This is a genomic window from Polaromonas aquatica (assembly GCF_050626995.1).
In the GTDB taxonomy this organism is placed as follows: domain Bacteria; phylum Pseudomonadota; class Gammaproteobacteria; order Burkholderiales; family Burkholderiaceae_C; genus Polaromonas; species Polaromonas aquatica_A.
On the sequence record NZ_CP192467.1, the window covers coordinates 4,256,671 to 4,278,504 of the forward strand.

At 63.0% G+C, this 21,834-nt stretch carries 16 protein-coding genes; 10 read left to right on the forward strand and 6 right to left on the reverse strand.

Translation table 11 applies throughout. The annotated features are described in order from the left end of the window. Positions 1-94: 94 nt before the first annotated feature. Both hrpA and ACQ4MS_RS20290 read right to left on the reverse strand, forming a co-directional pair. Entirely contained in the window at positions 95-3,994 is a 3,900-nt protein-coding gene (gene hrpA, locus ACQ4MS_RS20285) for an ATP-dependent RNA helicase HrpA (RefSeq protein ID WP_431096500.1), read from the reverse strand. Between the two features lie 119 nt (positions 3,995-4,113). Next, the gene (locus ACQ4MS_RS20290) at positions 4,114-5,334 is read right to left on the reverse strand and encodes a diguanylate cyclase domain-containing protein (RefSeq protein ID WP_431096502.1); all 1,221 of its coding nucleotides are present in this window, start codon (positions 5,332-5,334) and stop codon (positions 4,114-4,116) included. 236 nt (positions 5,335-5,570) lie between these two features. Here ACQ4MS_RS20290 and argA point away from each other — a divergent pair, with 236 nt between their 5' ends. The 5 genes from argA to ACQ4MS_RS20315 all read left to right on the forward strand — a co-directional run bounded on the left by argA (position 5,571) and on the right by ACQ4MS_RS20315 (position 10,431). Further along, positions 5,571-6,920, forward strand: a complete 1,350-nt coding sequence (argA, locus tag ACQ4MS_RS20295; protein ID WP_431096504.1) for an amino-acid N-acetyltransferase — start codon at positions 5,571-5,573, stop codon at positions 6,918-6,920. A 235-nt stretch (positions 6,921-7,155) separates the two neighbouring features. Then, positions 7,156-7,404: a DUF1272 domain-containing protein gene (locus tag ACQ4MS_RS20300; RefSeq protein WP_431096506.1), complete on the forward strand. Its 249-nt coding sequence runs from the start codon at positions 7,156-7,158 to the stop codon at positions 7,402-7,404. Next, a complete protein-coding gene (locus tag ACQ4MS_RS20305; RefSeq protein WP_431096508.1) occupies positions 7,401-8,033 on the forward strand; it encodes a LysE family translocator in 633 nt (210 codons plus the stop codon). Before ACQ4MS_RS20300 ends, ACQ4MS_RS20305 begins: the two co-directional genes overlap by 4 nt. Before the next feature lie 215 nt (positions 8,034-8,248). Continuing rightward, positions 8,249-9,955 carry a PAS domain-containing hybrid sensor histidine kinase/response regulator gene (locus ACQ4MS_RS20310; protein WP_431096510.1) on the forward strand — a complete coding sequence of 569 codons (1,707 nt, stop codon included), beginning with the start codon at positions 8,249-8,251 and terminating at the stop codon, positions 9,953-9,955. Further along, on the forward strand, positions 9,952-10,431 hold the full coding sequence (locus tag ACQ4MS_RS20315; RefSeq protein WP_431096512.1) for a response regulator: 480 nt from the start codon (positions 9,952-9,954) through the stop codon (positions 10,429-10,431). Before ACQ4MS_RS20310 ends, ACQ4MS_RS20315 begins: the two co-directional genes overlap by 4 nt. Positions 10,432-10,565: 134 nt before the next feature. Here ACQ4MS_RS20315 and ACQ4MS_RS20320 read toward each other — a convergent pair whose 3' ends face one another. Continuing rightward, positions 10,566-11,477: a LysR family transcriptional regulator gene (locus ACQ4MS_RS20320; protein ID WP_431096514.1), complete on the reverse strand. Its 912-nt coding sequence runs from the start codon at positions 11,475-11,477 to the stop codon at positions 10,566-10,568. Between the two features lie 125 nt (positions 11,478-11,602). On the opposite strand from ACQ4MS_RS20320, the gene gstA reads away from it, so the two are divergent. The 5 genes from gstA to ACQ4MS_RS20345 all read left to right on the forward strand — a co-directional run bounded on the left by gstA (position 11,603) and on the right by ACQ4MS_RS20345 (position 16,223). Then, the gene (gene gstA, locus ACQ4MS_RS20325) at positions 11,603-12,211 is read left to right on the forward strand and encodes a glutathione transferase GstA (RefSeq protein WP_431096516.1); all 609 of its coding nucleotides are present in this window, start codon (positions 11,603-11,605) and stop codon (positions 12,209-12,211) included. Continuing rightward, positions 12,208-13,308, forward strand: coding sequence for an NAD(P)H-dependent flavin oxidoreductase (locus tag ACQ4MS_RS20330; RefSeq protein ID WP_431096518.1), 1,101 nt, complete (start codon positions 12,208-12,210; stop codon positions 13,306-13,308). The genes gstA and ACQ4MS_RS20330 overlap by 4 nt, the downstream gene beginning before the upstream one ends. 117 nt (positions 13,309-13,425) lie before the next feature. Continuing rightward, positions 13,426-14,187 (forward strand): dienelactone hydrolase family protein, encoded by a 762-nt coding sequence (locus tag ACQ4MS_RS20335; RefSeq protein WP_431096520.1) that lies wholly within the window; start codon positions 13,426-13,428, stop codon positions 14,185-14,187. After that, entirely contained in the window at positions 14,184-14,858 is a 675-nt protein-coding gene (locus tag ACQ4MS_RS20340) for a phosphoribosyltransferase (protein ID WP_431096522.1), read from the forward strand. The genes ACQ4MS_RS20335 and ACQ4MS_RS20340 overlap by 4 nt, the downstream gene beginning before the upstream one ends. Before the next feature lie 21 nt (positions 14,859-14,879). Further along, positions 14,880-16,223 carry an erythromycin esterase family protein gene (locus tag ACQ4MS_RS20345; RefSeq protein ID WP_431096524.1) on the forward strand — a complete coding sequence of 448 codons (1,344 nt, stop codon included), beginning with the start codon at positions 14,880-14,882 and terminating at the stop codon, positions 16,221-16,223. A 53-nt stretch (positions 16,224-16,276) separates the two neighbouring features. Here ACQ4MS_RS20345 and ACQ4MS_RS20350 read toward each other — a convergent pair whose 3' ends face one another. Genes ACQ4MS_RS20350 through imuA form a run of 3 tightly spaced genes read right to left on the reverse strand, consistent with a single transcriptional unit; the run spans position 16,277 to position 21,726 of the window. Next, positions 16,277-19,501, reverse strand: a complete 3,225-nt coding sequence (locus tag ACQ4MS_RS20350) for an error-prone DNA polymerase (protein ID WP_431096526.1) — start codon at positions 19,499-19,501, stop codon at positions 16,277-16,279. Continuing rightward, entirely contained in the window at positions 19,485-20,939 is a 1,455-nt protein-coding gene (locus ACQ4MS_RS20355) for a Y-family DNA polymerase (protein WP_431096528.1), read from the reverse strand. The genes ACQ4MS_RS20350 and ACQ4MS_RS20355 overlap by 17 nt, the downstream gene beginning before the upstream one ends. Continuing rightward, positions 20,899-21,726, reverse strand: coding sequence for a translesion DNA synthesis-associated protein ImuA (gene imuA / locus ACQ4MS_RS20360; RefSeq protein ID WP_431096529.1), 828 nt, complete (start codon positions 21,724-21,726; stop codon positions 20,899-20,901). Before imuA ends, ACQ4MS_RS20355 begins: the two co-directional genes overlap by 41 nt. Between the last annotated feature and the right edge of the window lie 108 nt (positions 21,727-21,834).

The window sequence follows — 21,834 nt, forward strand, 5'->3', positions numbered from 1 at the left end:
CAGTTCCAAATTCAACTATTCAGTTGCTGCCATGCTTTTTAGCTACGGTATAACAAACCTTCGATAGTTGTTAGCCTTCGCTGAAAGGCTGGGCTCAACTATTGAGTTGAGCCCAGACCTTTTCCAGCCTTTTGATGCTGACTGGCTGGGGGGTGCGCAGCTCCTGGGCAAAAAAACTCACGCGAAGCTCCTCCAGCAACCAGCGGAATTCCTGCATGCGGGCATCTACCGCACCCTTTCGCTCTGCCACCAGCCGCCAGTAGCGCTGCTCCTGAGGCCGCAGTTCGGCAAGCCGTGCAGCATCGCGTGCAGGGTCAGCGCGCCACTTTTCCAGCCGCAGCGTGATGGCCTTGAGGTAGCGTGCGAAGTGCTGCAGCTGCGCATAAGGCGTGGCCGTCAGAAAGCGCTTGGGAATCAGGCGCTGCAGCTGCTGGGCAGCATCCGCCGAAGCTTCGGCGGCATTTTTGGTGTCCTTGATCTTGCGCTGGGCCAGGGCGAACTCTGTCAGGATGCCGGCCGCCAGCCGGGCCACCTCACTGGCGATCAGCGTCAGGCGCCCTCGCCCGTCGTCGATGCGTTTTTTGAATTCGGCTTCATCGGTCGGTAACGGGTCCAGCAAAAAGGCGCGGTCCAGCGCGACCTCAATGATCTGTTCGCGCAGCTCTTCCAGCGTGCCACCGCCGGAGTTGTCAGCGGCCCGGCCCACCAGCATGTAGCTGGTGGCCATCTTCTGGAGCTCCGGCAGATTCTTTTCCAGGTACTTCAGCGCATCCTTGATCTGCAAGGCAAACAGCCGGCGCAAGCCGGCGCGGTGTTTGGCCGCCGCCGCGTCGGGTTCGTCAAACACCTCGATCGTCACCGCATCGCCCAGGTCAATCAGCGCCGGGAACCCGATCAGCGTCTGGTTACCCTTGCGGATCTCCATCAGCTCCGGCAACTCGCCAAAGCTCCAGCTGGTGTAACGCTCCGGCGCTTTGGGCGCTATCTTTTCAGGAGCGGCTTGCGCCCGTCCCGCCTGGACTGGAGGCTGATTTGATACTGAATTTGCGGTAGACGCTGCATTTTCGGCCCCAGATTGGGGTGCTTTTGCCAGGTTTTTGAGTCCCGCCAGTGCCTGGAAGGCCCCGCGCGCCTGCGAACCGAGATCACCCTTAAGCGCACCGAGGTTGCGGCCTGCTCCCAACTGGCGGCCATGCTCATCCACCACGCGGAAGTTCATGAACAGGTGCGGCGGCAGCATGTCCAGCTTCATGTCGTTGCGCTTGACGTCCAGCGAAGTTGCGTCGCGCACCAGCTTGAGCACCGCATCCGTCAGCGAGCCGCTGCCGAAGACTTCGGGCTGCAGCAATTGCTCCGTCATGCGGGCTGCAGTGTCGGGCAACGGCACCAGGCGCGAGCGCGGGCGCTGATGCAGGGTCTTGATCAGCGCTTGCACCTTGTCCTTAAGCACGCCGGGCACCAGCCACTCGCAACGCTCTTCATTGACCTGATTAAGTGCGAACAACGGCACGTCCACCGTAACCCCATCCCGCGCATCGCCAGGCTCGTGTAGATAGGTCACCATGCAGTCCACCCCACCCATTCGTAATGTCTTGGGAAACGATTGCGTGGTGATGCCTGCCGCCTCATGCCGCATCAGTTCTTCACGCGTCAGCAGCAGAAGCTGCGGCTGTTTTTTAACTTCCTCTTTGTACCAATGCTCGCAACTCGCACCGCTGTGTATGTCGGCCGGAAGTTGCTGGTCGTAGAAGGCGTAGATGAGTTCCTCGTCCACCAGCACATCCTGGCGCCTGGCCTTGTGTTCCAGGTCCTGCACCTGCTGGATCAGCTTCAGGTTGGCCGCAAGGAAAGGCAGTTTGGTGTCCCAGTTGCCGGCGACCAGTGCTTCGCGGATGAAAATCTCGCGCGCCGTCACCGGGTCGACGCGGCCAAAGTTGACACGCCGCCCGTTGTACACCACCAGCCCGTACAGCGTGGCGCGCTCCAGCGCCGTGACCTGCGCGGCTTTTTTCTCCCAGTGCGGGTCCAGCAATTGTTTGCTGAGCAAATGGCCGGCCACCTGTTCTATCCAGGCCGGGTCAATGTTGGCGATGCCGCGGCCAAACAGGCGCGTGGTTTCCACCAGTTCTGCCACCACGATCCAGCGGCCCGGCTTCTTGCTCAGGCGCGCGCCGGGGTGGCGGTAAAACTTGATCCCCCGCGCACCGAGGTACCAGTCCTCCTCGTCGCTCTTGCAGCCGATGTTGCCGAGCAGGCCGCAGAGCATCGACAAATGCAGTTGTTCGTAGCTCGCCGGTTTATCGTTGAGCACCCATTTTTGCTCGCCGACCACGGTGTGCAGCTGCGAATGTATGTCGCGCCACTCGCGCACGCGGCGGATATTGACGTAGTTCTCGCGCAGCAGGTTTTCATATTGGCGATTCGAGAGCTTGTGGTCAATCCCATGTCCGCCACGTGCGTCGCCCAGCCATTTCCACAGCTTCAGGTAACCGCTGAACTCGCTCTTTTCGTCGTCAAACTTGGCGTGCTGCTGGTCGGCCTGCGCCTGTTTGTCCATGGGCCGGTCGCGCACATCCTGCACGCTGAGCGCGCTGGCAATCACCAGCACCTCGTCGAGCGCATTGCGGTCCTTGGCCTCCAGGATCATGCGGCCCACGCGCGGGTCCAGCGGCAGCTTGGCCAGCGTCCGGCCGACGCCGGTGAGCTCGTTGTCCTCATCCACCGCACCCAGTTCAGCCAGCAACTGGTAGCCGTCGGCAATCGCGCGGCGCTGCGGCGGCTCGATGAAGGCAAACTCTTCCACATTACCCAGGTGCAGCGCCTTCATGCGCAAAATCACCGACGCCAGCGAGCTGCGCAAGATCTCAGGGTCAGTAAATGGCTGCCGGCCCTGAAAGTCTTTCTCGTCATACAGGCGTATGCAGATGCCGTCAGCCACCCGGCCGCAACGGCCGGCGCGCTGGTTGGCCGCAGCCTGCGACACCGGCTCCACCATGAGCTGTTCGACCTTGTTGCGAAAGCTGTAGCGCTTCACGCGTGCAGTGCCCGCATCGATCACATAGCGTATGCCGGGCACGGTCAGCGAGGTTTCGGCCACGTTGGTAGCCAGCACGATGCGCCGGCCGCTGTGGCCGTCAAAGATTCTGTCCTGCTCGGCTTGGCTGAGGCGCGCAAACAGCGGCAGCACCTCCGCATTGCGCGTCAACGGCTGGTGCGCCAGGTGTTTGCGCAAATGATCGGCCGCCTCGCGTATCTCGCGCTCGCCGGGCAAAAACACCAGGATGTCGCCCGCGCTGTGCGGGCTCAGCCAGAGTTCGTCGACCGCATCGGCAATCGCGTCATTGAGGTCATGCTCGCGCGACTCTTCAAATGGGCGGTAGCGCTGCTCGACGGGGAACATGCGGCCCGAGACCATGATCACGGGTGCCGGCCCCTTGGCCGAGGCAAAGTAGTCGGCAAAGCGCTGCGCATCGATCGTCGCCGAAGTGATGACCACCTTGAGGTCGGGCCGGCGCGGCAGCAACTGGCGCAAATAGCCCAGCAAGAAGTCGATGTTCAGGCTGCGCTCATGGGCCTCGTCAATGATGATGGTGTCATAGGCCTTGAGCAACGGGTCGGTCTGCGTCTCGGCCAGCAAAATGCCGTCCGTCATCAGCTTGACGGAAGCATCGCGCGAGAGCCGGTCCTGGAAGCGCACCTTGTAGCCCACCACATCACCGAGCGGCGTCTTCAGCTCTTCGGCAATGCGCTTGGCCACGCTGGAGGCGGCGATGCGGCGCGGCTGGGTGTGGCCGATCAGCCGGCCTTGGCCCGCGGGGTAATTGAGTTTGCCGCGGCCCATGGCCAAGGCGATCTTCGGCAATTGGGTGGTCTTGCCCGAGCCGGTCTCTCCGCAGACGATGATGACCTGGTGGGCCGCCATGGCGGCGGTGATTTCGTCGCGCTTGCCCGAAACGGGCAACGACTCCGGAAAAGTGATGGCTAGGGAAGACAAGGGGTGGAAGCGAAGAAGAAGCAGAAGAAGGCAGGAGGAAAAGCGGCAGCGTGCCACAAAGCGCTCAATTATCGGGTGTTCCAGCCCGCCTCGGGCCAGTCAGGGTTACGGAGCTGTGATCAGGCCGCCAGCACGGGCAAGTCGACGGGTTCCCCGCTGGTCTCGTCAAACCACGCAATGCGGCTCGGGTAACTCAGCGCCGTGCGTGACATACCCCGTCCGATGCTCACCGCTGATGAGGCGCGTGCATCAGATTTGGAAACCCTGAGCACGCCAAGGCCGACTTCAGCAGCCCAGCGCGTCTGCTGGTTCCCTACCAGGTCGCCCTCCAGTGTGGTGTTGAGTATCACCGACCGCGCCAGGGCGGCCTGGACCCTTCGCGCCAGGTGGATCAACTGGCCGCTGTCATGGCAATTGCGCATCAGCAGCAAGAAACCGTTCTCTTCCAGGCGACCCATGTCCACCTGCGCGTCTACGGTGCGGCGCAACCGGCCCGCACATACAAACAGTGCATGGTTGGCGGCCGCATGGCCATAAAGTTTTTCAAGCACATAAAGATTGGCCACCGACACCACAATCACGCCCAGCGGCACAGGCTCATCGCGGTAACGCCTGAAAGCAGCCTCGAGCATGTTGCCGGTCTCGCTGTGGGAGCGCATGCGCGTGACCGGGTCGTAACTGGGGCCGTGCGCCATGGCACGGTTCAGCTCGATCAGGTAGGAATAACGGGTCCACAGCACAGCCGCCATGGTGGCGAGATAACACGTACCGGCGACGGCCGTGGCCGCATGCACTTGCCACGGCACATGGGCACGGTCCAGCGCCACCCAGCTCAACCCGGCAATCGCCACCAGCATGAAAGACACGCCCGAGACAGCCACCCAGGCAAGACGATCCCCCCGGATGGCGCTGCGAAGGCTGAGCCCCATCGCGACGAGGCCCAGAAAACACGCCACCGCCAGGCTCAGCGCCAGGGCGTCGCGCGGGCTCACTGCCCAGCCAATTGCGATATTCAACAACGCCAGGCTCGCCAGCCAGGTCAAGGCGCGCTTTGCCGAGTCTGGACTGCGCAGGATGCCCAGGATGGAAAACAGCAGGTAAGCCAACAGCGCGGACACCACACTGGCCACATGGGCCAGGAAACGGTCCAGAACATCAGGGCTCTCGATCGGCAAACCACCCAGAAAGGCCACCACAAAAAAAGTCGAGGCGATTGCCGAGACCGCCGCGTTGACCGCAATGCGCCGCAGGGACCGGATATAGGCAAACGCCGAACCGGCCAGCATCAGGCTGGCTGATCCGAAATAGCAGCCCCAAAACCCGATCGCGTATTTGTCCATGAACCCGAACCATACTCTGCCGCCCCTCATTACGCAAACCCTCAAATGGAGTACGCCGGCAGGAGGCACACGCCCATCAGGGCCGCGTTTTCATCCCTCGGGCCGGCGGTGTCTCCCTTACACTCACTGGACTTTTCCCTTTACCGGGGAAACAGCGCCCAAAGAGGCCGGTTTGCCTCCTCCCGCGCCCTCCCCGGTCGCCTGCTTCTGCCACAACCGATCCCGAAAGCGTGCCCATGTCTGCCGTCTTCAATTTCACTTTTGTGCCCTGGTTCCGTTCTGTCGCGCCCTACATCCACACCCACCGCGGCAAAACATTTGTAGTAGGGATCGCCGGCGAAGCGATTGCGGCCGGCAAGCTCCAGCACATTGCACAGGACCTGGCCCTGATCCAGAGCATGGGTGTGAAGATCGTCCTGGTGCACGGTTTTCGCCCGCAGGTCAACGAGCAGCTCAAGGCCAAGGGCCATGCCGCCAAGTATTCGCACGGCATGCGCATCACCGACGAAGTCGCGCTCGACAGCGCCCAGGAGGCCGCCGGCCAATTGCGTTACGAGATCGAAGCCGCGTTCAGCCAGGGCCTTCCTAACACACCCATGGCCGGTTCCACGGTGCGGGTGATTTCCGGCAACTTCATCACCGCGCGGCCGGTCGGCATCCTGGACGGCGTGGATTTCAAGCATTCAGGCCTGGTACGCAAGGTCGACACCGCCGCCATTGGCCGGGTCCTGGACTTCGGCGCCATGGTGCTGCTTTCGCCCTTCGGCTTTTCCCCCACCGGCGAAGCTTTCAACCTGACCATGGAGGAAGTCGCCACCTCGGTGGCCATTGCCATGCAGGCCGACAAGCTGATCTTCCTGAGCGAGATTCCCGGCATACGCATCCACCACGACCAGCCCGAAAGCGAAGACAACCCGATTGACACCGAGCTGCCGCTTGCCGCCGCCGAAAAACTGCTGGCCACCCTGCCCAACGGGGAACGCCCTACCGACACCGCGTTTTACCTGCAGCACTGCGTCAAGGCCTGCAAAGCCGGCGTGGAACGCAGCCACATCCTGCCGTTTGCGGTGGATGGCTCGCTGCTGCTGGAAATCTATGTGCACGACGGTATAGGCACCATGGTGATTGATGAAAAGCTCGAGGAACTCCGCGAGGCTACGGGCGACGACGTGGGCGGCATCCTGCAGCTGATCGAGCCGTTTGAAAATGACGGCACCCTCGTCAAACGCAGCCGTACCGAAATCGAGCGCGACGCCGACAACTACAGCATCATCGAACACGACGGCGTGATTTTTGCCTGCGCGGCGCTCTATCCCTACCCCGAAGCCAAGACCGGTGAAATGGCCGCACTGACCGTCTCGCCGCAAAGCCAGGGCCAGGGCGATGGCGAGAAAATCCTCAAACGCATCGAGCAACGCGCCCGCGCCGCCGGCTTGCAAAGCATTTTTGTGCTGACCACGCGCACCATGCACTGGTTCATCAAACGCGGCTTTGCCCAGGTAGACCCGGAATGGCTGCCCGAAGCCCGCAAGCGAAAATACAACTGGGACCGCAAGAGCCAGGTGTTGGTCAAAAAGCTGAGCTGACAGACCGCCAGCAGGGACGCCTTTTTCTCTCCGGGCTGGCCACCAACCCCACCACCCCAAGTCGCTGGTGCTTTCAGCAGCGCCTTTGCCACGCTGTTCACACCGGCGCTGCCTGTGCGCACCCGTGTGGCCTTGGCATGCGTGGTGGCCGTGATCCCTGCGCCTCTGTTAGCCGATAGCAGCCGGGCAGGTCTTTCGCCATAATGGCCGTTCATTTCAACAGGGAACGACCACCATGCTCCAGCTCCGCCCCAACTGCGAATGCTGCAACCGCGACCTTCCTGCCGAGTCGCCTGACGCACGCATCTGCACCTTCGAATGCACGTTCTGCGCCGACTGCGCCAACACCAAGCTCAAGGGCGTCTGCCCCAATTGCGGCGGTGAATTCACCGTACGGCCGCGCCGCCCGGCTGACATGCTGGCCAAATATCCACCGTCAAAAGAGCGTGTCTTCAAGCCCCAGGGTTGCGGAGCCGCCGCATGAACACCACCACCCTGCTGCTTTTTTCCATCGTTGCACTGGTGGCCATTGCCACGCCCGGCCCTACCGTACTGCTGGCGCTGGCCAATGGCTCGCGCTACGGCGTGCGTCGATCCGTGCCCGGCATGCTGGGCGCGGTAGTGTCCGATTTCGTGCTGGTGGGTGCAGTCGCGCTGGGCCTGGGCGCGCTGCTGGCGGCTTCCGAGTTCTGGTTCTCGGTGCTCAAGTGGGCCGGCGCGGTTTACCTTGCCTGGCTGGGCATTCGCCTGCTGCGCTCGCGCGGCGGATTCGAGGTTCCTGCGGAAGGCCTAGCCGGCACGCAGCATGGCGGCCGCGCGATCTTCACGAAGTCTTTCCTGGTGGCGGTGACCAACCCCAAGGGTTATCTCTTCTGCTCGGCCTTGCTGCCCCAGTTCATCGACCCCGCAGGGGCGCAGGCGCCGCAGTACATTGCCATCGCGCTGGTATTCGCGGGCATCGATTTTTCCGTCATGTTTGCTTATGCCTTTATCGGTGCAAAGGCGATACGGCTGCTCAAAGCCTCGGCCACGCGCTGGATAGACCGCGCCTGTGGTGGCGCCCTGCTGGCACTGGCGGGTTCGCTGGCGTTTTATCGCCGCGCCCACAACTGAACAGCTTCTGAAGGCAACATGGGCACCATGGTGCTCAATGCATCCGGGCGGCTTCGTCCCGCCGCCATGGCGCATGGACATTCCAGCTTAGTCCTGTAAACTGAGGCAGCCTTTCCCCAAGGCTTCACGCATCTCCCCGGCCAGGATCGTAGATACGCCGCTCCCAGCGGCGCCACCCAGCACGATCCGTCGTTACTTTCACAGGAACATGGCCCATGTCACCCCTTCCCAGCCTGAGCGCCCTTGATGCGCTCGCCAAAGCCGACGGCATCGAAGTCAAGCGCCAGGAGGCGCTACTAAAAACCGGCGCGCTGCAAACCGCCATTCTCACCAGCGAAAACTTCTCGATCATCGCCACCGACGAAAAGGGCATCATCCAGCTCTTTAACGTCGGCGCTGAACGCATGCTGGGTTATATGGCGGCCGAAGTCGTCAACAAGATCAACCCCAGCGACATCCACGACCCGCAGGAGGTGATGGCGCGCGCGCAGGCACTGAGCATGGAGCTCGCCACCACCATCACGCCGGGCTTCGAGGCACTCGCATTCAAGGCTTCTCGCGGGATCGAAGACATTTACGAGCTCACCTACATCTGCAAGGATGGCAGTCGCTTCCCGGCCATCGTATCGATCACCGCGCTGCGCGACGATTTCGGCACCATCATCGGCTACTTGCTGATCGGCACCGACAACTCGGTGCGCAAGCAGGTTGAAATCGCGCTTAAGGAAGCCATGGCGGTGGCTGAGAAAGCCAACCTCGCTAAATCGGATTTCCTCTCCAGCATGAGCCATGAGCTGCGCACACCGCTCAGCGCCATCCTCGGCTTTGCCCAGCTGATCGAATCCGGCGTTCCCGAGCCCACGCCGTCGCAAAAGCGCAGCGTCGACCAGATCCTGCAGGCCGGCTGGTACCTGCTGGACCTCATCAACGAAATCCTGGACCTGGCCCTGATCGAATCCGGCAAACTGTCGCTGTCGCTGGAACCGGTATCGCTGGCCGAAGTCATGCGCGAATGCGAGACCATGATTGAGTCTCAGGCTGAAAAGCGCGGCATCACCGTGAGCTTCCAGGAGCTGGTCTCGCCCGTTTTTGTCAACGTCGACCGCACGCGCCTCAAGCAGGTGCTGATCAACCTGCTGTCCAACGCCATCAAATACAACATCGAGCACGGCAAGGTGACGCTCAAGTGCATCGACAAAGCTCCCGGGCGCGTCCGCATTTGCGTCGAAGACACAGGCGAAGGCCTGGTTCCCGAGAAAATAGCCCAGCTGTTCCAGCCTTTTAACCGCCTCGGGCAGGAAGCAAGCAGCGAACAAGGCACGGGCATCGGCCTGGTCATGACCAAGCGGCTGGTTGAGCTGATGGGCGGGGCCATCGGCGTGGAGAGCGCGGTTGGCAAAGGCAGCATGTTCTGGATCGAACTGGACGTCACCACGGAACAGAAGTTTTCCCCGGAGTTGCTCAATCTTGCGCTGGGACCTGCGGTGCACGAGCCTGCGGACCCGCAAACATGCACCGTGCTCTACGTCGAGGACAACCCCGCCAACCTGATGTTGGTGGAAGACCTGATCGCCAGGCGCGCGGACTTCCGCCTGCTGTCCGCGCGCGACGGCATCAGCGGCATTGCAATTGCCCGGGCCTCGCTTCCGGACTTCGTCCTGATGGACATCAACCTTCCTGGCATCAGTGGCATCACGGCCATGAAAATCCTGTCGGAAGACCCGCTGACGCGGCATATCCCCGTGGTGGCGCTCAGTGCCAACGCCATGCCTCGCGACATTGAAAAAGGCCTGCAGGCAGGCTTCTTTCGCTATCTCACCAAGCCCATCAAGATCAACGAGTTCATGGAAACCCTGGACCTGATGTTCAAGCTGGCAAAAATCAAAAAAGACGGGGCTGCGGCCAAAGGAGTTACGCCATGAACACCGAATTCGACATCCTTCATGCCACCATCCTGGTGGTGGACGACCAGCCCGTCAATGTGCAGCTGCTCGAGCAGTTGCTGGCAGGCACCGGCTATACCCAGGTCAGCTCCACCACCAATCCGCTTGAGGTGGCCGCGCTGCACGCGAAGCACCGCTACGACCTGATCCTGCTCGACCTGAAAATGCCCGGCATGGACGGCTTCCAGGTGATGGAGGCGCTCAAGGAAGACAAGCAGGACAAATACCTTTCGGTCATCGTGTTAACCGCGGAGCCGGCCCACAAGCTGCGTGCGCTACAGGCCGGCGCCAAGGATTTCATCAGCAAACCGTTTGACCTGATCGAAGTCAAGACGCGCATCCACAACGCGCTGGAAGTGCGCCTGCTGTACAAAAAGCTGGAAAACTACAGCAAGCTGCTGGAGATGGCCGTGCAACAGAGCACCGCAGAAACTGACGAAGCGCGAAGCCGCTAATAACGTCAGCAGAGAGGCACCGTAGCGGGAGCATTTTTTTGCAGGCCGCTGCATTCTGACAAGGGGATGCGGGCGTTCCGACCAGGCGGCCAGGCGGCCAGGCGGCCAGGCTCACCTTAGTCCGGGGCCTACATTTACTGCTTGAGTTTTTCAAGCAGGAAGTCGATGAACAGGCGCACCCGCAACGGCACATGCCGCCCGTGCGGGTACAGCACTGAAAACGGCCTGGACCGCCCCGCAAAGGGCTGCAACACCTCTTGCAGCCGGCCCAGGCGCAAGTCTTCCTCGACGATAAAACGGTAAGTCTGCAGCAGGCCTGCGCCATGCCGGGCCAGCGTCACCCCGCCCAGCAGGTCTTCCGAGCAGCAATACCCACCGCTGGTAGCCACTTCCAGATCCTTGCCTGCCTGGCTGAACAGCCACGGAATTTTCTGCCCGCTGCTGGGCAACAAAAACTGGATGCAGTCATGCTGCTGCAAAGCCTCCAGCGACGCTGGCGTTCCCGCCTGCTGCAGATACGAGGGCGCCCCCACCACCACCAAGGCAGCATCTTCAAGCTTGCGCGCGACCAGGCCGGAGTCGGGTTGTGCACGCCCGCGTATGGCCAGGTCATAGCCCTCGTCGGCAAAGTTGACATTGCGGTTGCTCAGGTTGACCTCGACCTGCACTGCGGGATAAAGGGCGCGAAACGCCGGCAGCAGCGGCAGCACACGGTAATGCCCGTAAGGCGTTGGCAGGCTGATGCGCAGCACGCCGGCGGGCACCAATTGCTGGCCGGTAGCTTCACGTTCGGCCTCCACCAGTTGCCCCAGGGCCTGCCGCGCCTGCTCAAAGTAAGCGCGGCCGGCTTCAGTCAGCCGGATTTGTCGCGTTGTGCGTGTGAAAAGCCGCACGCCCAGCCTTTCCTCCAGGCGCGACACCGAGCGGCTTACGGCAGCGGGCGTAAGGCCGGCAGTGCTTGCCGCGGCCGTGAAGCTGCTGAGCTCTGCCGCAAGGCAAAACAGCTCAATGCTTCCCAGCTGAAGATCATCGAATTGACGGCTCATGGTTTGATTTTCTGTGGATTATCTATTACGCCATGTAACTTATGAAGTTAATCATCCTGCATTTATCTCACCAAACATCATCAATAGCATGAGGCCTTCACAACTCAACTTTGTTCAAGGAACTCATGAAACTGTTTTTTTCTCCTGGCGCCTGCTCACTGGCTCCCCATATCGTTCTGAAGGAAACCCGGCAGGCGTTCAAGCTTGAAAAGGTCGACACGGCCAGCCACACCACCGCAGGCGGCGCAGACTACTACGCCATCAATTCCAAGGGTGCGGTGCCCGTGTTGGAGCTTGAAAACAGCGAACGCCTGACCGAAGGCCCCATCATTGCGCAATACCTTGCCGACAAGGCAGGCCGTACCGACCTGCTCCCGGCCGCCGGCAGCATGGACCGCTACCGCGTGATGGAGTGGCAGAACTACATCACCTCGGAGCTCCACAAAACCTTCACACCATTGTTCAACCCGGACCTGGACAGCAACGCCAAGAAAATCCTGGCCGGCGTTCTGCGCAAGAAATACGAGTGGGTCAACGCCCAGCTTCAATCCAGAGACTATTTGCTTGGCAAATCCTTCACCGTGGCCGATGCCTACCTGTTTGCGGTAACCGGCTGGGCCAAATACGTGTCGCTGGACCTGGCAGACCTGAAGCACCTGCAGGACTTCCTGGCGCGTGTAGCCGGCCGGCCCGCCGTGCGTGAGGCGCTGAAGGCCGAAGGACTGCTGGCATGAGCCGCTGGAAGACCACGGCCCTGACCCAAAGGTTGGGCTTGACGGTGCCGATCGTGCAAGGCCCCTTCGGGGGCGGGCTTTCTTCGGTGGCGCTGACCGCCGCGGTCAGCGAAAACGGCGGGCTGGGCTCCTTTGGCGTGCATCACCTGACGGGTGCGCAAATTGAGCAGACGGCGCAGGCCATACGCCTGAAGACAAAACGGCCTTTCGCATTGAACCTGTGGGTGCCGCATGAGGACAGTGAGGATCCGCCACTCACAGACCCGCAGTTCGAGCAGCACCTGGCGCTGCTCGCGCCCTACTTCAAGGAGCTCGGTGAACCCTTGCCGACCCGGCCCGAGCGTTTCAGCCCGCGCTACGAGGACCAGGTGCAAGGCCTGCTGGCGGCCCGGCCCGCTGTGTTCAGCTTTGTGTTCGGCATTCCGTCGCCGGAAATCTTGCGTCAATGCAAGGCGCTCGATATCCTGACCGTGGGCGCCGCCACAACGCCCGAAGAAGCAATGGCACTCGACAGCGCCGGTGTCGACATGGTGGTGGCCACCGGCTTTGAGGCCGGCGGGCACCGCGTGTCTTTTCTGCGTCCACCCGAAAACTCGCTCACCGGCACGCTGGCGCTGATCCCCCAGGTGGTCGATGCGATCAAGGCACCGGTCATTGCCGCAGGCGGCATTGCGGACGGGCGTGGCATTGCGGCTGCCCTGGCGTTGGGCGCCCAGGGTGTGCAGATCGGCACGGCTTTCCTGGCATGCGTTGAATCATCCGCCAGCGACATCCATCGCCAGAAGTTGTTCAGCCCCGACACCCGATACACCGCCCTCACCCGCGCCTTCAGCGGGCGACTGGCGCGCGGCATTGAAAACCGCTTCATGAACGAGTTGAAGGCGCATGAGGGAGGTATTGCGCCCTACCCGGTCCAGAACTGGCTGACAGGCCAGCTGAAACCGGCTGCCATTGCCCAAGGCAGAACAGACTTGATGTCGCTCTGGTCCGGCCAGGCCGCACCGCTGCTCAGGCACCGGGATGCCCATTCGCTGATGCAGGCGCTACAGCAACAAACCGACGACGCGCTAAAACGGGCTTTTCACCCTACCGACTGAAATAACCAGCCGTCAGCGCGGCACCCAAGCTGCTGCATTCCTACAAGGGAATGGGCGCGTTCTGACAAGGCGGTCACGCCCGCCTTTTTAGCCTAGGAGGCTTGTCTGGAGATTTTCATGACAAGCCACCACACCCCAGCGCCTCCCTCCCCGTCTACGCATTCCCCCCTCCAGCAGGAGGTCCGAATTCCCTGCGACGGGGGCTGGCTGTGCGGCGACCTCGCCACGCCCACAGGCTTCGCCGGTCTGGTGCTATTCGTGCACGGCAGCGGCAGTGACCGCCACAGTGCGCGCAACCGCCTCGTCGCCGCAAGGCTGCAGCAGGAAGGCATGGCGACCTTGCTGTTTGACCTGTTGACGGTACAGGAGCAAAAGCTCGACTTCGACACCCGCCAGCATCGCTTCGACATCGCACTGCTGACAAAGCGGCTGCAGGACACCACGCTGTGGGCAGCGTCACAACCCATGCTGCAGCATGCGCTCACCGGTTATTTTGGTGCCAGCACTGGCAGCGCGGCTGCGGTGATAGCCGCAGCACGCCTTGGCCCGCGTGTCGCTGCCCTGGTGTCACGCGGCGGTTGTGTCGACCTGGCGGGACCCGTCGCGTTGGCAGCTGTCACCGCACCGACCCTCCTGATCGTCGGCGGGGAGGACCACGGCGTGGTGGACATCAACCGCAAGGCTTTTCAGCGGCTGCGTTGCGAAAAGCAGCTCACCATGGTGCCGGACGCCACCCACCTGTTTGCCGAGCACGGTGCGCTGGAACAAGTCGCCGACCTGTCTGCCGCGTGGTTTGCCGCACGCCTGGGCCGCAACACCTCTGGCCAGATGCCCGGGCAGGCAGCTTTACGTGCCAACCGCCTGGAGTACACCGCATGACGGACTTCTCGCTGCCTTTTCACGACCGGGCCCATGCAGGACGCCTTCTGGCAGACGCCCTGGCGTCTTACCGTGGACGACCCGGCCTGCTTGTGCTGGCTTTGCCGCGCGGCGGCGTGGCGGTGGGCCGCGAGGTGGCCCGTGAACTGGAGGCGCCGCTGGACATCTTTGTGGTGCGCAAGCTGGGCTATCCTGGGCACGAGGAGTACGCCATGGGGGCCATCGCCAGCGGCGGCGTGCGGGTGATGGACCCGCTGCCGGGCGTTACCCTGGAGCCGCAGGCCGTGGCGGCGGTGGTCGCCCGGGAAGAAGCCGAACTGGTACGCCGGGAACAGCTCTACCGCAACGAACGGCCGTCCATCAGCATTGCAGGGCGAACAGTCATTGTGGTGGACGATGGGCTGGCCACCGGCGCCACGATGCGCGCAGCGGCGCTGGCTATCCGGCAGCAGCGCCCACTTCAGCTGGTGGTGGCTGTGCCGGTCGGCTCTGCAGAGGCATGCCGCGGGCTGGAAGACCAGGCCACGGAAGTCGTCTGCCTGGCGCGGCCCGAACCTTTCCGCGCAGTGAGCCTGTGGTACCAGCACTTCCCCCAGGCAACGGACGACGAAGTGCGCAAGCTGCTTGACGATGCGCGGCGGGAGCGCGCAGTACTGCAAACCACCGCGTGAGGAACTGCCATGCCGGCCTTCATGTCCAATCACTCCGCCAGCAAAACCGTGCTCGAAGGCTTGCGCAGCCACCTGGAATCCGCGGGCAGCAGTACACAGCACCACGACAAACTGCTGCGCCTGATGGGTGGCGCACGCTTTGCCCTGCTGGGCGAAGCTTCGCACGGTACCCGGGAGTTTTACCAGGAGCGCTGCGACATCACGCGCCGCCTGATCCTGGAAAAAGGCTATACCGCCATTGCGGCTGAAGCCGACTGGCCCGATGCCTGGCGCGTGAACCGCTATGTTCGCGGCCTTTCCGACGATGCCAATGCCGACGCAGCGCTGTCAGGCTTTGAACGTTTCCCCGCATGGATGTGGCGCAACACGGTGGTGCGTGATTTTGTCGAATGGCTGCGCGACTACAACACCGGGCTGACGGCGCAGCGCCAGGTAGGCTTTTACGGCATGGACCTGTACAGCCTGTTCACCTCGATCCAGGAGGTGCTGGTTTACCTGGACCGCGAAGACCCCGCGGCGGCAAAGCGCGCAAGAGCGCGCTATGCCTGCTTCGACCATGCCGCTGAAGACGGACAGGCTTACGGCTATGCCGCCAGTTTCGATCTTGCGCCAAGTTGCGAGGACGCGGTGGTGCAACAGCTGCTCGACATGAACCAGCGAGCCGGCCAGATGTCGACGGTGCGCGGACTGGAGCGGGACCAGGCTTTTTACGCACAGCAAAACGCCCGGCTGGTACGCAACGCCGAAGCCTACTACCGCACCATGTTCCACGGACGCGTGCAATCGTGGAACCTTCGGGATAGCCATATGGCCGAGACATTGCAGGCGCTGGACCGCCACCTTGCAGAAACCGGCGCACCGCCACGCATCGCGGTCTGGGCACATAACTCGCATCTGGGCGATGCCAGCGCCACCGAAATGGGCGAACGCGGCGAATGGAATCTTGGCCAGCTCATGCGCGAACGCTACCCCCTTGAAGCCATGCTGGTGGGCTTCAGCACGCACCACGGCTCGGTGACAGCGGCATCGGACTGGGGCGAGTCACCACAGCAAAAACGGGTGCGCGACGGCCTGCCGGGCAGCTGGGAAGACCTCTTCCACCGGACCGGCAGCAGCCACTTTCTGCTGCCCCTGCGCAACAACGCCGAACTGACGGCGTGGGCAGCACCGCCGCGCCTGCAGCGTGCCATCGGTGTCATTTACCAGCCGGAAACCGAACGCCAGAGCCACTACTTCCATACGCGTCTGGAACGGCAGTTTGACGCAATGATCCACATCGACGAGACGCATGCGCTGGAGCCGCTGGACCGTGGCGCGCTTTGGCACAGAGGCGAAGTGCCCGAGACTTTTCCTTCGGGGATTTAACGGGCACGCAGCGGAGGATGTACCCAGCAGGCCCGGCGAACGACCCGGCATCCTCAATGAAAGTCACGGCTCGACGTGCCCAGCCGCCCCAGCAGCGGCGTGAGGTCTTCCAGCCGGTGCGCTACCAGGTTGCGCACCGCGCCATAGCTCTTGGCGCCGCCGTTTCCTTCGCTGCGCTGCTCTTCACTGCGCTGCCAGGTGCCGTACACCGCCAGCAGCCGGGCGTGCAGCACCTCGCTACGCTGCGCCTCGCGCAGTGATTTCCAGATGATCACATTGACCGGCCCGGTTTCGTCCTCCAGCGTGACGAAGATGGTGCCCTTGGCGGTTTGCGGCTGCTGGCGCACGGTGACGATGCCGCAACCGGCCACCTCCTCGCCGTCGGGCAATGCGTTGAGTTCACTGGCACTCAGCAAGCCCTTGCGTGCCAGCCGTTCCCGCAGCAAGGCCACCGGGTGGCGCCGCAGCGTGAGGCCGGTGGCCCGGTAATCGAACAGGATGTTTTCGCCCTCGGGCGTGTCGGGCAAGGCCAGCGGTGTTTCGTGCGTGGGTACCGATTTGAGCAGGCGCGGCGCCAGTTTGATGGCCGAAGCCTCCCAGACCTGTTGGCGCCGGTGGCCGGCCAGCGGCAGCAAGGCGTCGGCGGCGGCCAGCGCGTTGATTTCCAGTGTGCCCAGCTGGGCGCGCGACACCAGGTCTTCGGTTGAAGTGAAAGGCGCATGCGCCCGCGCCTCCACCAGCCTTAATGCGGCTTCCTTGCGCAAGCCAGCCACCAGGCGCAGGCCCAGGCGCACCGCCGGCTGAGCGCCTTGAGGTAAAACACCCGGTGGTTCCAGCGTGCAGTCCCATTCACTGTGCATCACGTCTACCGGGCGTACCTCCACCTTGTGGCGCACGGCGTCCTGCACCAGCTGGGACGGTGTGTAAAAGCCCATGGGCTGCGAATTGACCATCGCCGCGAGAAAGCAAGCCGGCTCATGGCACTTGAGCCAGCAGCTCACATACACCAGCTTGGCAAAACTGGCGGCGTGGCTTTCGGGAAAACCGTAGTCGCCGAAACCCAGGATCTGGCTGAAGATGCGTTCGGCGAATTCAAGGGTGTAGCCGTTCTTGACCATGGCGTTGACCAGGCGGCCATGAAAGCGGTCTACCCCGCCCTTGCGTTTCCAGGCCGCCATGGAGCGGCGCAGGTCGTCGGCCTCGCCCGGCGTGAAGTCGGCGGCGATCATGGCGATCTGCATCACCTGCTCCTGGAAGATGGGAATGCCCAGCGTGCGCTCCAGGGCCGGGTTCAGCGCCGGGTATTCAGGCTTGATCTCGCCGCCATTCCTCAGGATTTCGCGGTTCTTCAGGTAAGGGTGCACCATGCCGCCCTGAATGGGCCCCGGCCGCACGATGGCGACCTCGACAACCAGGTCGTAGTAGCTGCGCGGCTGCAGGCGCGGCAGCATGGACATTTGCGCGCGGCTCTCGATCTGGAACACCCCCACCGTGTCGGCTTCGCAGATCATGTCGTAGGTCTTGTCGTCCGGCTTGACCTGGTGCATCTCCAGCTCGCTGCCGCGCGTCTGGTTCACCAGCGCCAGGCAGCGCCGTATGGCCGACAGCATGCCCAGCGCCAGCACATCGACCTTGAGCAGGCCCATGGCTTCCAGGTCGTCCTTGTCCCACTGGATGATGCGGCGGTCTTCCATTGAGGCCGGCTGCACCGGCACCAGCCGCGTGAGTTTGCCCTGCGTCAGCACAAAGCCGCCCACATGCTGGCTCAGGTGGCGCGGAAAGCCGATGAGCTGCGCCGACAGGTCCAGCCACTGCAGCACCGGCCCTTCCCTGCCCGCCAGCCCCGCCTGCCTGAGCTTTTCTTCCAGCACCTCGCTGCCGTCGAACCAGAAATGCTCTTTGGCGAACTGGTCGATCAGTTCAGGCTCCATCGCCAGCACCTTGCCGACATCGCGTATCGCGCTGCGCGGCCGGTAACTGATGACGGTGGCGGCAATGGCGGCGCGGTCATGCCCGTATTTGCCGTAGATGTACTGGATGACCTCCTCGCGCCGCTCGTGTTCGAAGTCCACGTCGATGTCGGGCGGCTCACGGCGCTCACGGCTGATGAAACGTTCAAACAGCAGTTTGCTTTCCGCCGGGTTGATGGCTGTGACGCCCAGGCAGAAGCACACCGCCGAATTGGCCGCCGAGCCGCGTCCCTGGCAAAGAATTTTCTTGTCTCTCGCAAACCGCACGATGTCGTGCACGGTGATGAAGAACATCTCATATTGAAGCTCTTCGATCAGCGCCAGCTCGAAACCCAGCTGCCGCCGGATCTTGTGCGGTATGTGATGCGGATAACGTGTATGGGCGCCCTGCCAGGTCAACCGACGCAGCCACCGTGAAGGCGTTTCGGCCGCCGGCACCATGTCTTCCTGCGGGTAGCGGTACAGGTTGCGAATCTCGTCGAGGCTGAAGGTACAGCGCGCCGCCACCTCCAGCGTGGCGCGCAACAAACCGGCGGGGTAAATCTCGGCCAGGCGCATGCGCGGCCGCAAATGTGCTTCGGCATTCGGCTGCAGCGCAAAGCCGCATTCATGCACCGGCTTGCCCAGCTTGATGGCGGTCATCACGTCGTGCAGCGGCTTGCGTGAGCGCTTATGCATCAGCACATGGCCCGCCGCCACCAGCCTGATGCCGGTACGCTGCGCCACCTCTTGCAGCTGCTGCAGGCGCAGCGCGTCGTCCAGGCCCTGCAGCAGTTCCACCGCCAGCCAGGCATGGAGGCCAAAAAGGCTTGTAGCCCAGGTGCAATGGGCGCAAAGCGCTTCTGTATTGATAGCATCCGCACCTGCTTCATGCAGGGGCGCGAGCAAAATTTCGCAATCGCCCAGCCGGGAGAAATCCGTTTCGCCCAGCGCGACGCGGTAGCTCCCTTTTTCGATCACGTCGCCGGCCTTGCGCGCTTCGGTGATGAACTCGCACAGGTTGCCCCAGCCCGTGGCGTTGTGGGGCAACACCACCAGCCTGAAAGCATCGGCTGCCTGCACAAAAAATTCCGCCCCCGGCAGCAGCTTGAGGCCCAGGTCCTTTGCCACCTCATGCGCCCTGACCACCCCGGCCACCGAGCACTCGTCGGTGATGGCCAGGGCCTTGTAGCCCAGCTGGAAAGCCCGCTCGGCCAGCTCCTCGGCATGCGAGGCGCCGCGCTGGAAGCTGAAGTTGCTCAACACGTGCAGTTCAGCGTAATCGGGAAGCGCAAAGGCAGGCATGCGGGCCTCAGGCGAAAAAGCCATGCAAATACCAGGTCCGCTGCCGGCCGGCCTGGGCGGCGGAACCCAGCCTTTCGCTGTAAACCCACAGCAGGCCGCCCTGCTCGCTGCGGTAAATGAAGTAGTCGCGAAACGCCCACGGCTTTGCGCTCAGACCCGTCCCGGTGCTGCCCACATGGGGATCCGCCAGCAACCACTCGGCGGCCTCCAGCCTCTGCGGCCCGGCCAGGCGCGTCAGCTTGCCCTGGTAGACCGGGCTGTTGCTTTCGGCTTGCAACTTCAGCGGCTCAGGCAGCAGCCAGGCCGGGTACAAGGCTTCAGCCCGGGCTTCCGGAAAAGCCTGGGAAGCGCTTTTTCTCAAGCCTTTTATGGCTCTACCCCTTACATTTTGTGCGCTACCAGCTATTGATTTAATAGCAATCCTGGCACTCACCCAGCGCTGCATCAGCTCGGGCCGGTGGTCGTAACAAGGCTGCCAGGCCTGCACATTGGCATCACCCAGGCGTGCGCTGAGCCGCTCGATCAGCTCCACCGCGCTGTCGCCCTGCTGGCGCGCTTCCATCAACAGGCTGCCGGTGGCGGCCGCCGAATCGGCCAGCAGCTCGGTGGCCAGCGACTGCAGCGTCAGGCTGTGCACCGGCGCCGGCAGCTTTTGCTGCGCCAGGTGCTCGGAGATAAGGCGCGCCACGTGGCGGAGGTCTTGCGCGGGCTGGGCCGTGCGGATCTCAAGCTCGCCGGTTGGTGGCACGTCGCGGCGCTTGTCCAGGTGCCAGATGATTTTCAGGGCACACAGCCCGCTCTGCCGCCCCAGCAGCCAGGCGTGCAGGTGCACCAGCAGGCGCTCAACGCCGGCCATCAGCGCGGGCCCGTGGGTGACCAGCGCGTTGAGCTCAATCTTTTCCTCAAAGTGCTCGGGCAGCAGCTGCCACGCATAGTCGTCGGGTACGGTGCCGCGGGCGCGGTCCAGTGCTGCCAGCAGCTCGGCGCCAAAACGCCGGGCCACGCCGTCGCGCGGCAAGCGCAGGAGGTCGTCCCAGTTGCGACAGCCAATGCGCTCCAGCACACCCAGGTGCGCACGTGCGGCCGTCAGTGTGTGCATGGGCAGGTCGGCCACGCGTTTTTTCACCGGGCCGGCTTGGCCTTGCTGCATCCGAAGCCTTCCTAACGCTATCAAAGATGTAGCGCCTTGCGCCCGTTCAACAAGGGGTGCGACCTGATTTGATGCAAAAAACAGCTCAATTTCCTGCTCCAGCAACTGCATCAGCCGCCCCAGCCCACCAAACAGGCGCAGGCTACCCGTCACGTCCATCAGCACCGCTTCATCCACCAGCGCCACGCGCGGCGTGAAGCCCAGCGCCAGGCTGGCCACCACCTGCTGCAAAGCGGCATCGTCCAGCAAAGACGGGGCGGGCTGCGCCGCCTCAGTGGTGATCGAGATGCGCAATGCGATCCAGCAACGCATGGATGGGACTCCGGGGTGAGGTAACAGGCAGCGACACCAGCGACGGCAGCAGGATGGGTGCAAGCTCTTCCCGCTTTTGCCGTGCCCTTTCGCGGCTGGCCGCCAGCAGCGCCGACAGCCGCGCGGGCCGGGTATCAAGCAGCACCGGCGCAGCCAGTGGCGGGCCGCGGCGCTTGAGCACATGGACCAACAGGTTGCCGGCCTCGTTCACCGTGCCTTCGGCCAGCAAACGCAGCGGCGCAGGCGAGGACTCCTGCTGCGCCCGCGGCGGGCGAAAGACAAACAACAGCTTGTTGTGCGCATGCGCGGCAATCTGCAGGCGGCGCAAATGGGCGCTGCGGGCATCCGGTAGCCAGGCCAGCACGCTGTGCACGTCGGCGCATTGCAGCGCTTCGCGCGTGGCCCACAGCAGTGATGGCGCGTCACCAAGCTTGCCCTGCACGCTGAGCAATCGCTGCATATTGAGCTGGCGCGCGCCCAGCGCCGGGCCAAAAGGCAGCCAGGGCGCGCCCACCAGTACGGTGAGCCCACCGGGTGCCTCAACCTGCAGGGCCGCCAGCGCCGGGGCCGCCAGGCCCCACTCATGCACGCCGGCTTGCGGCTGCAATATCTCGATCAAGGCTCCTTGCGGCCAACCGTCGCCAGGCAAGACGGTATCCAGCGCCACATAGCCCGTGGGGAGGGTCTGCAAGCTCGCGCTGCCCAGCTCGCCAGCCCGCCAAACCTGGGCATTCAAGGCATAGGCAAAGTCCGGCGAAGCGCCGGGCGCTGCAGTGAGGGTGGGCATGAAAGATGGTCCGGATCAAGCTGAATATACTGTATTTATGTACAGTATATGGCCGATTTAATGCCCTGCCAACCCACATGAAACCTGGAGTACCGCAGTCGAGAATTA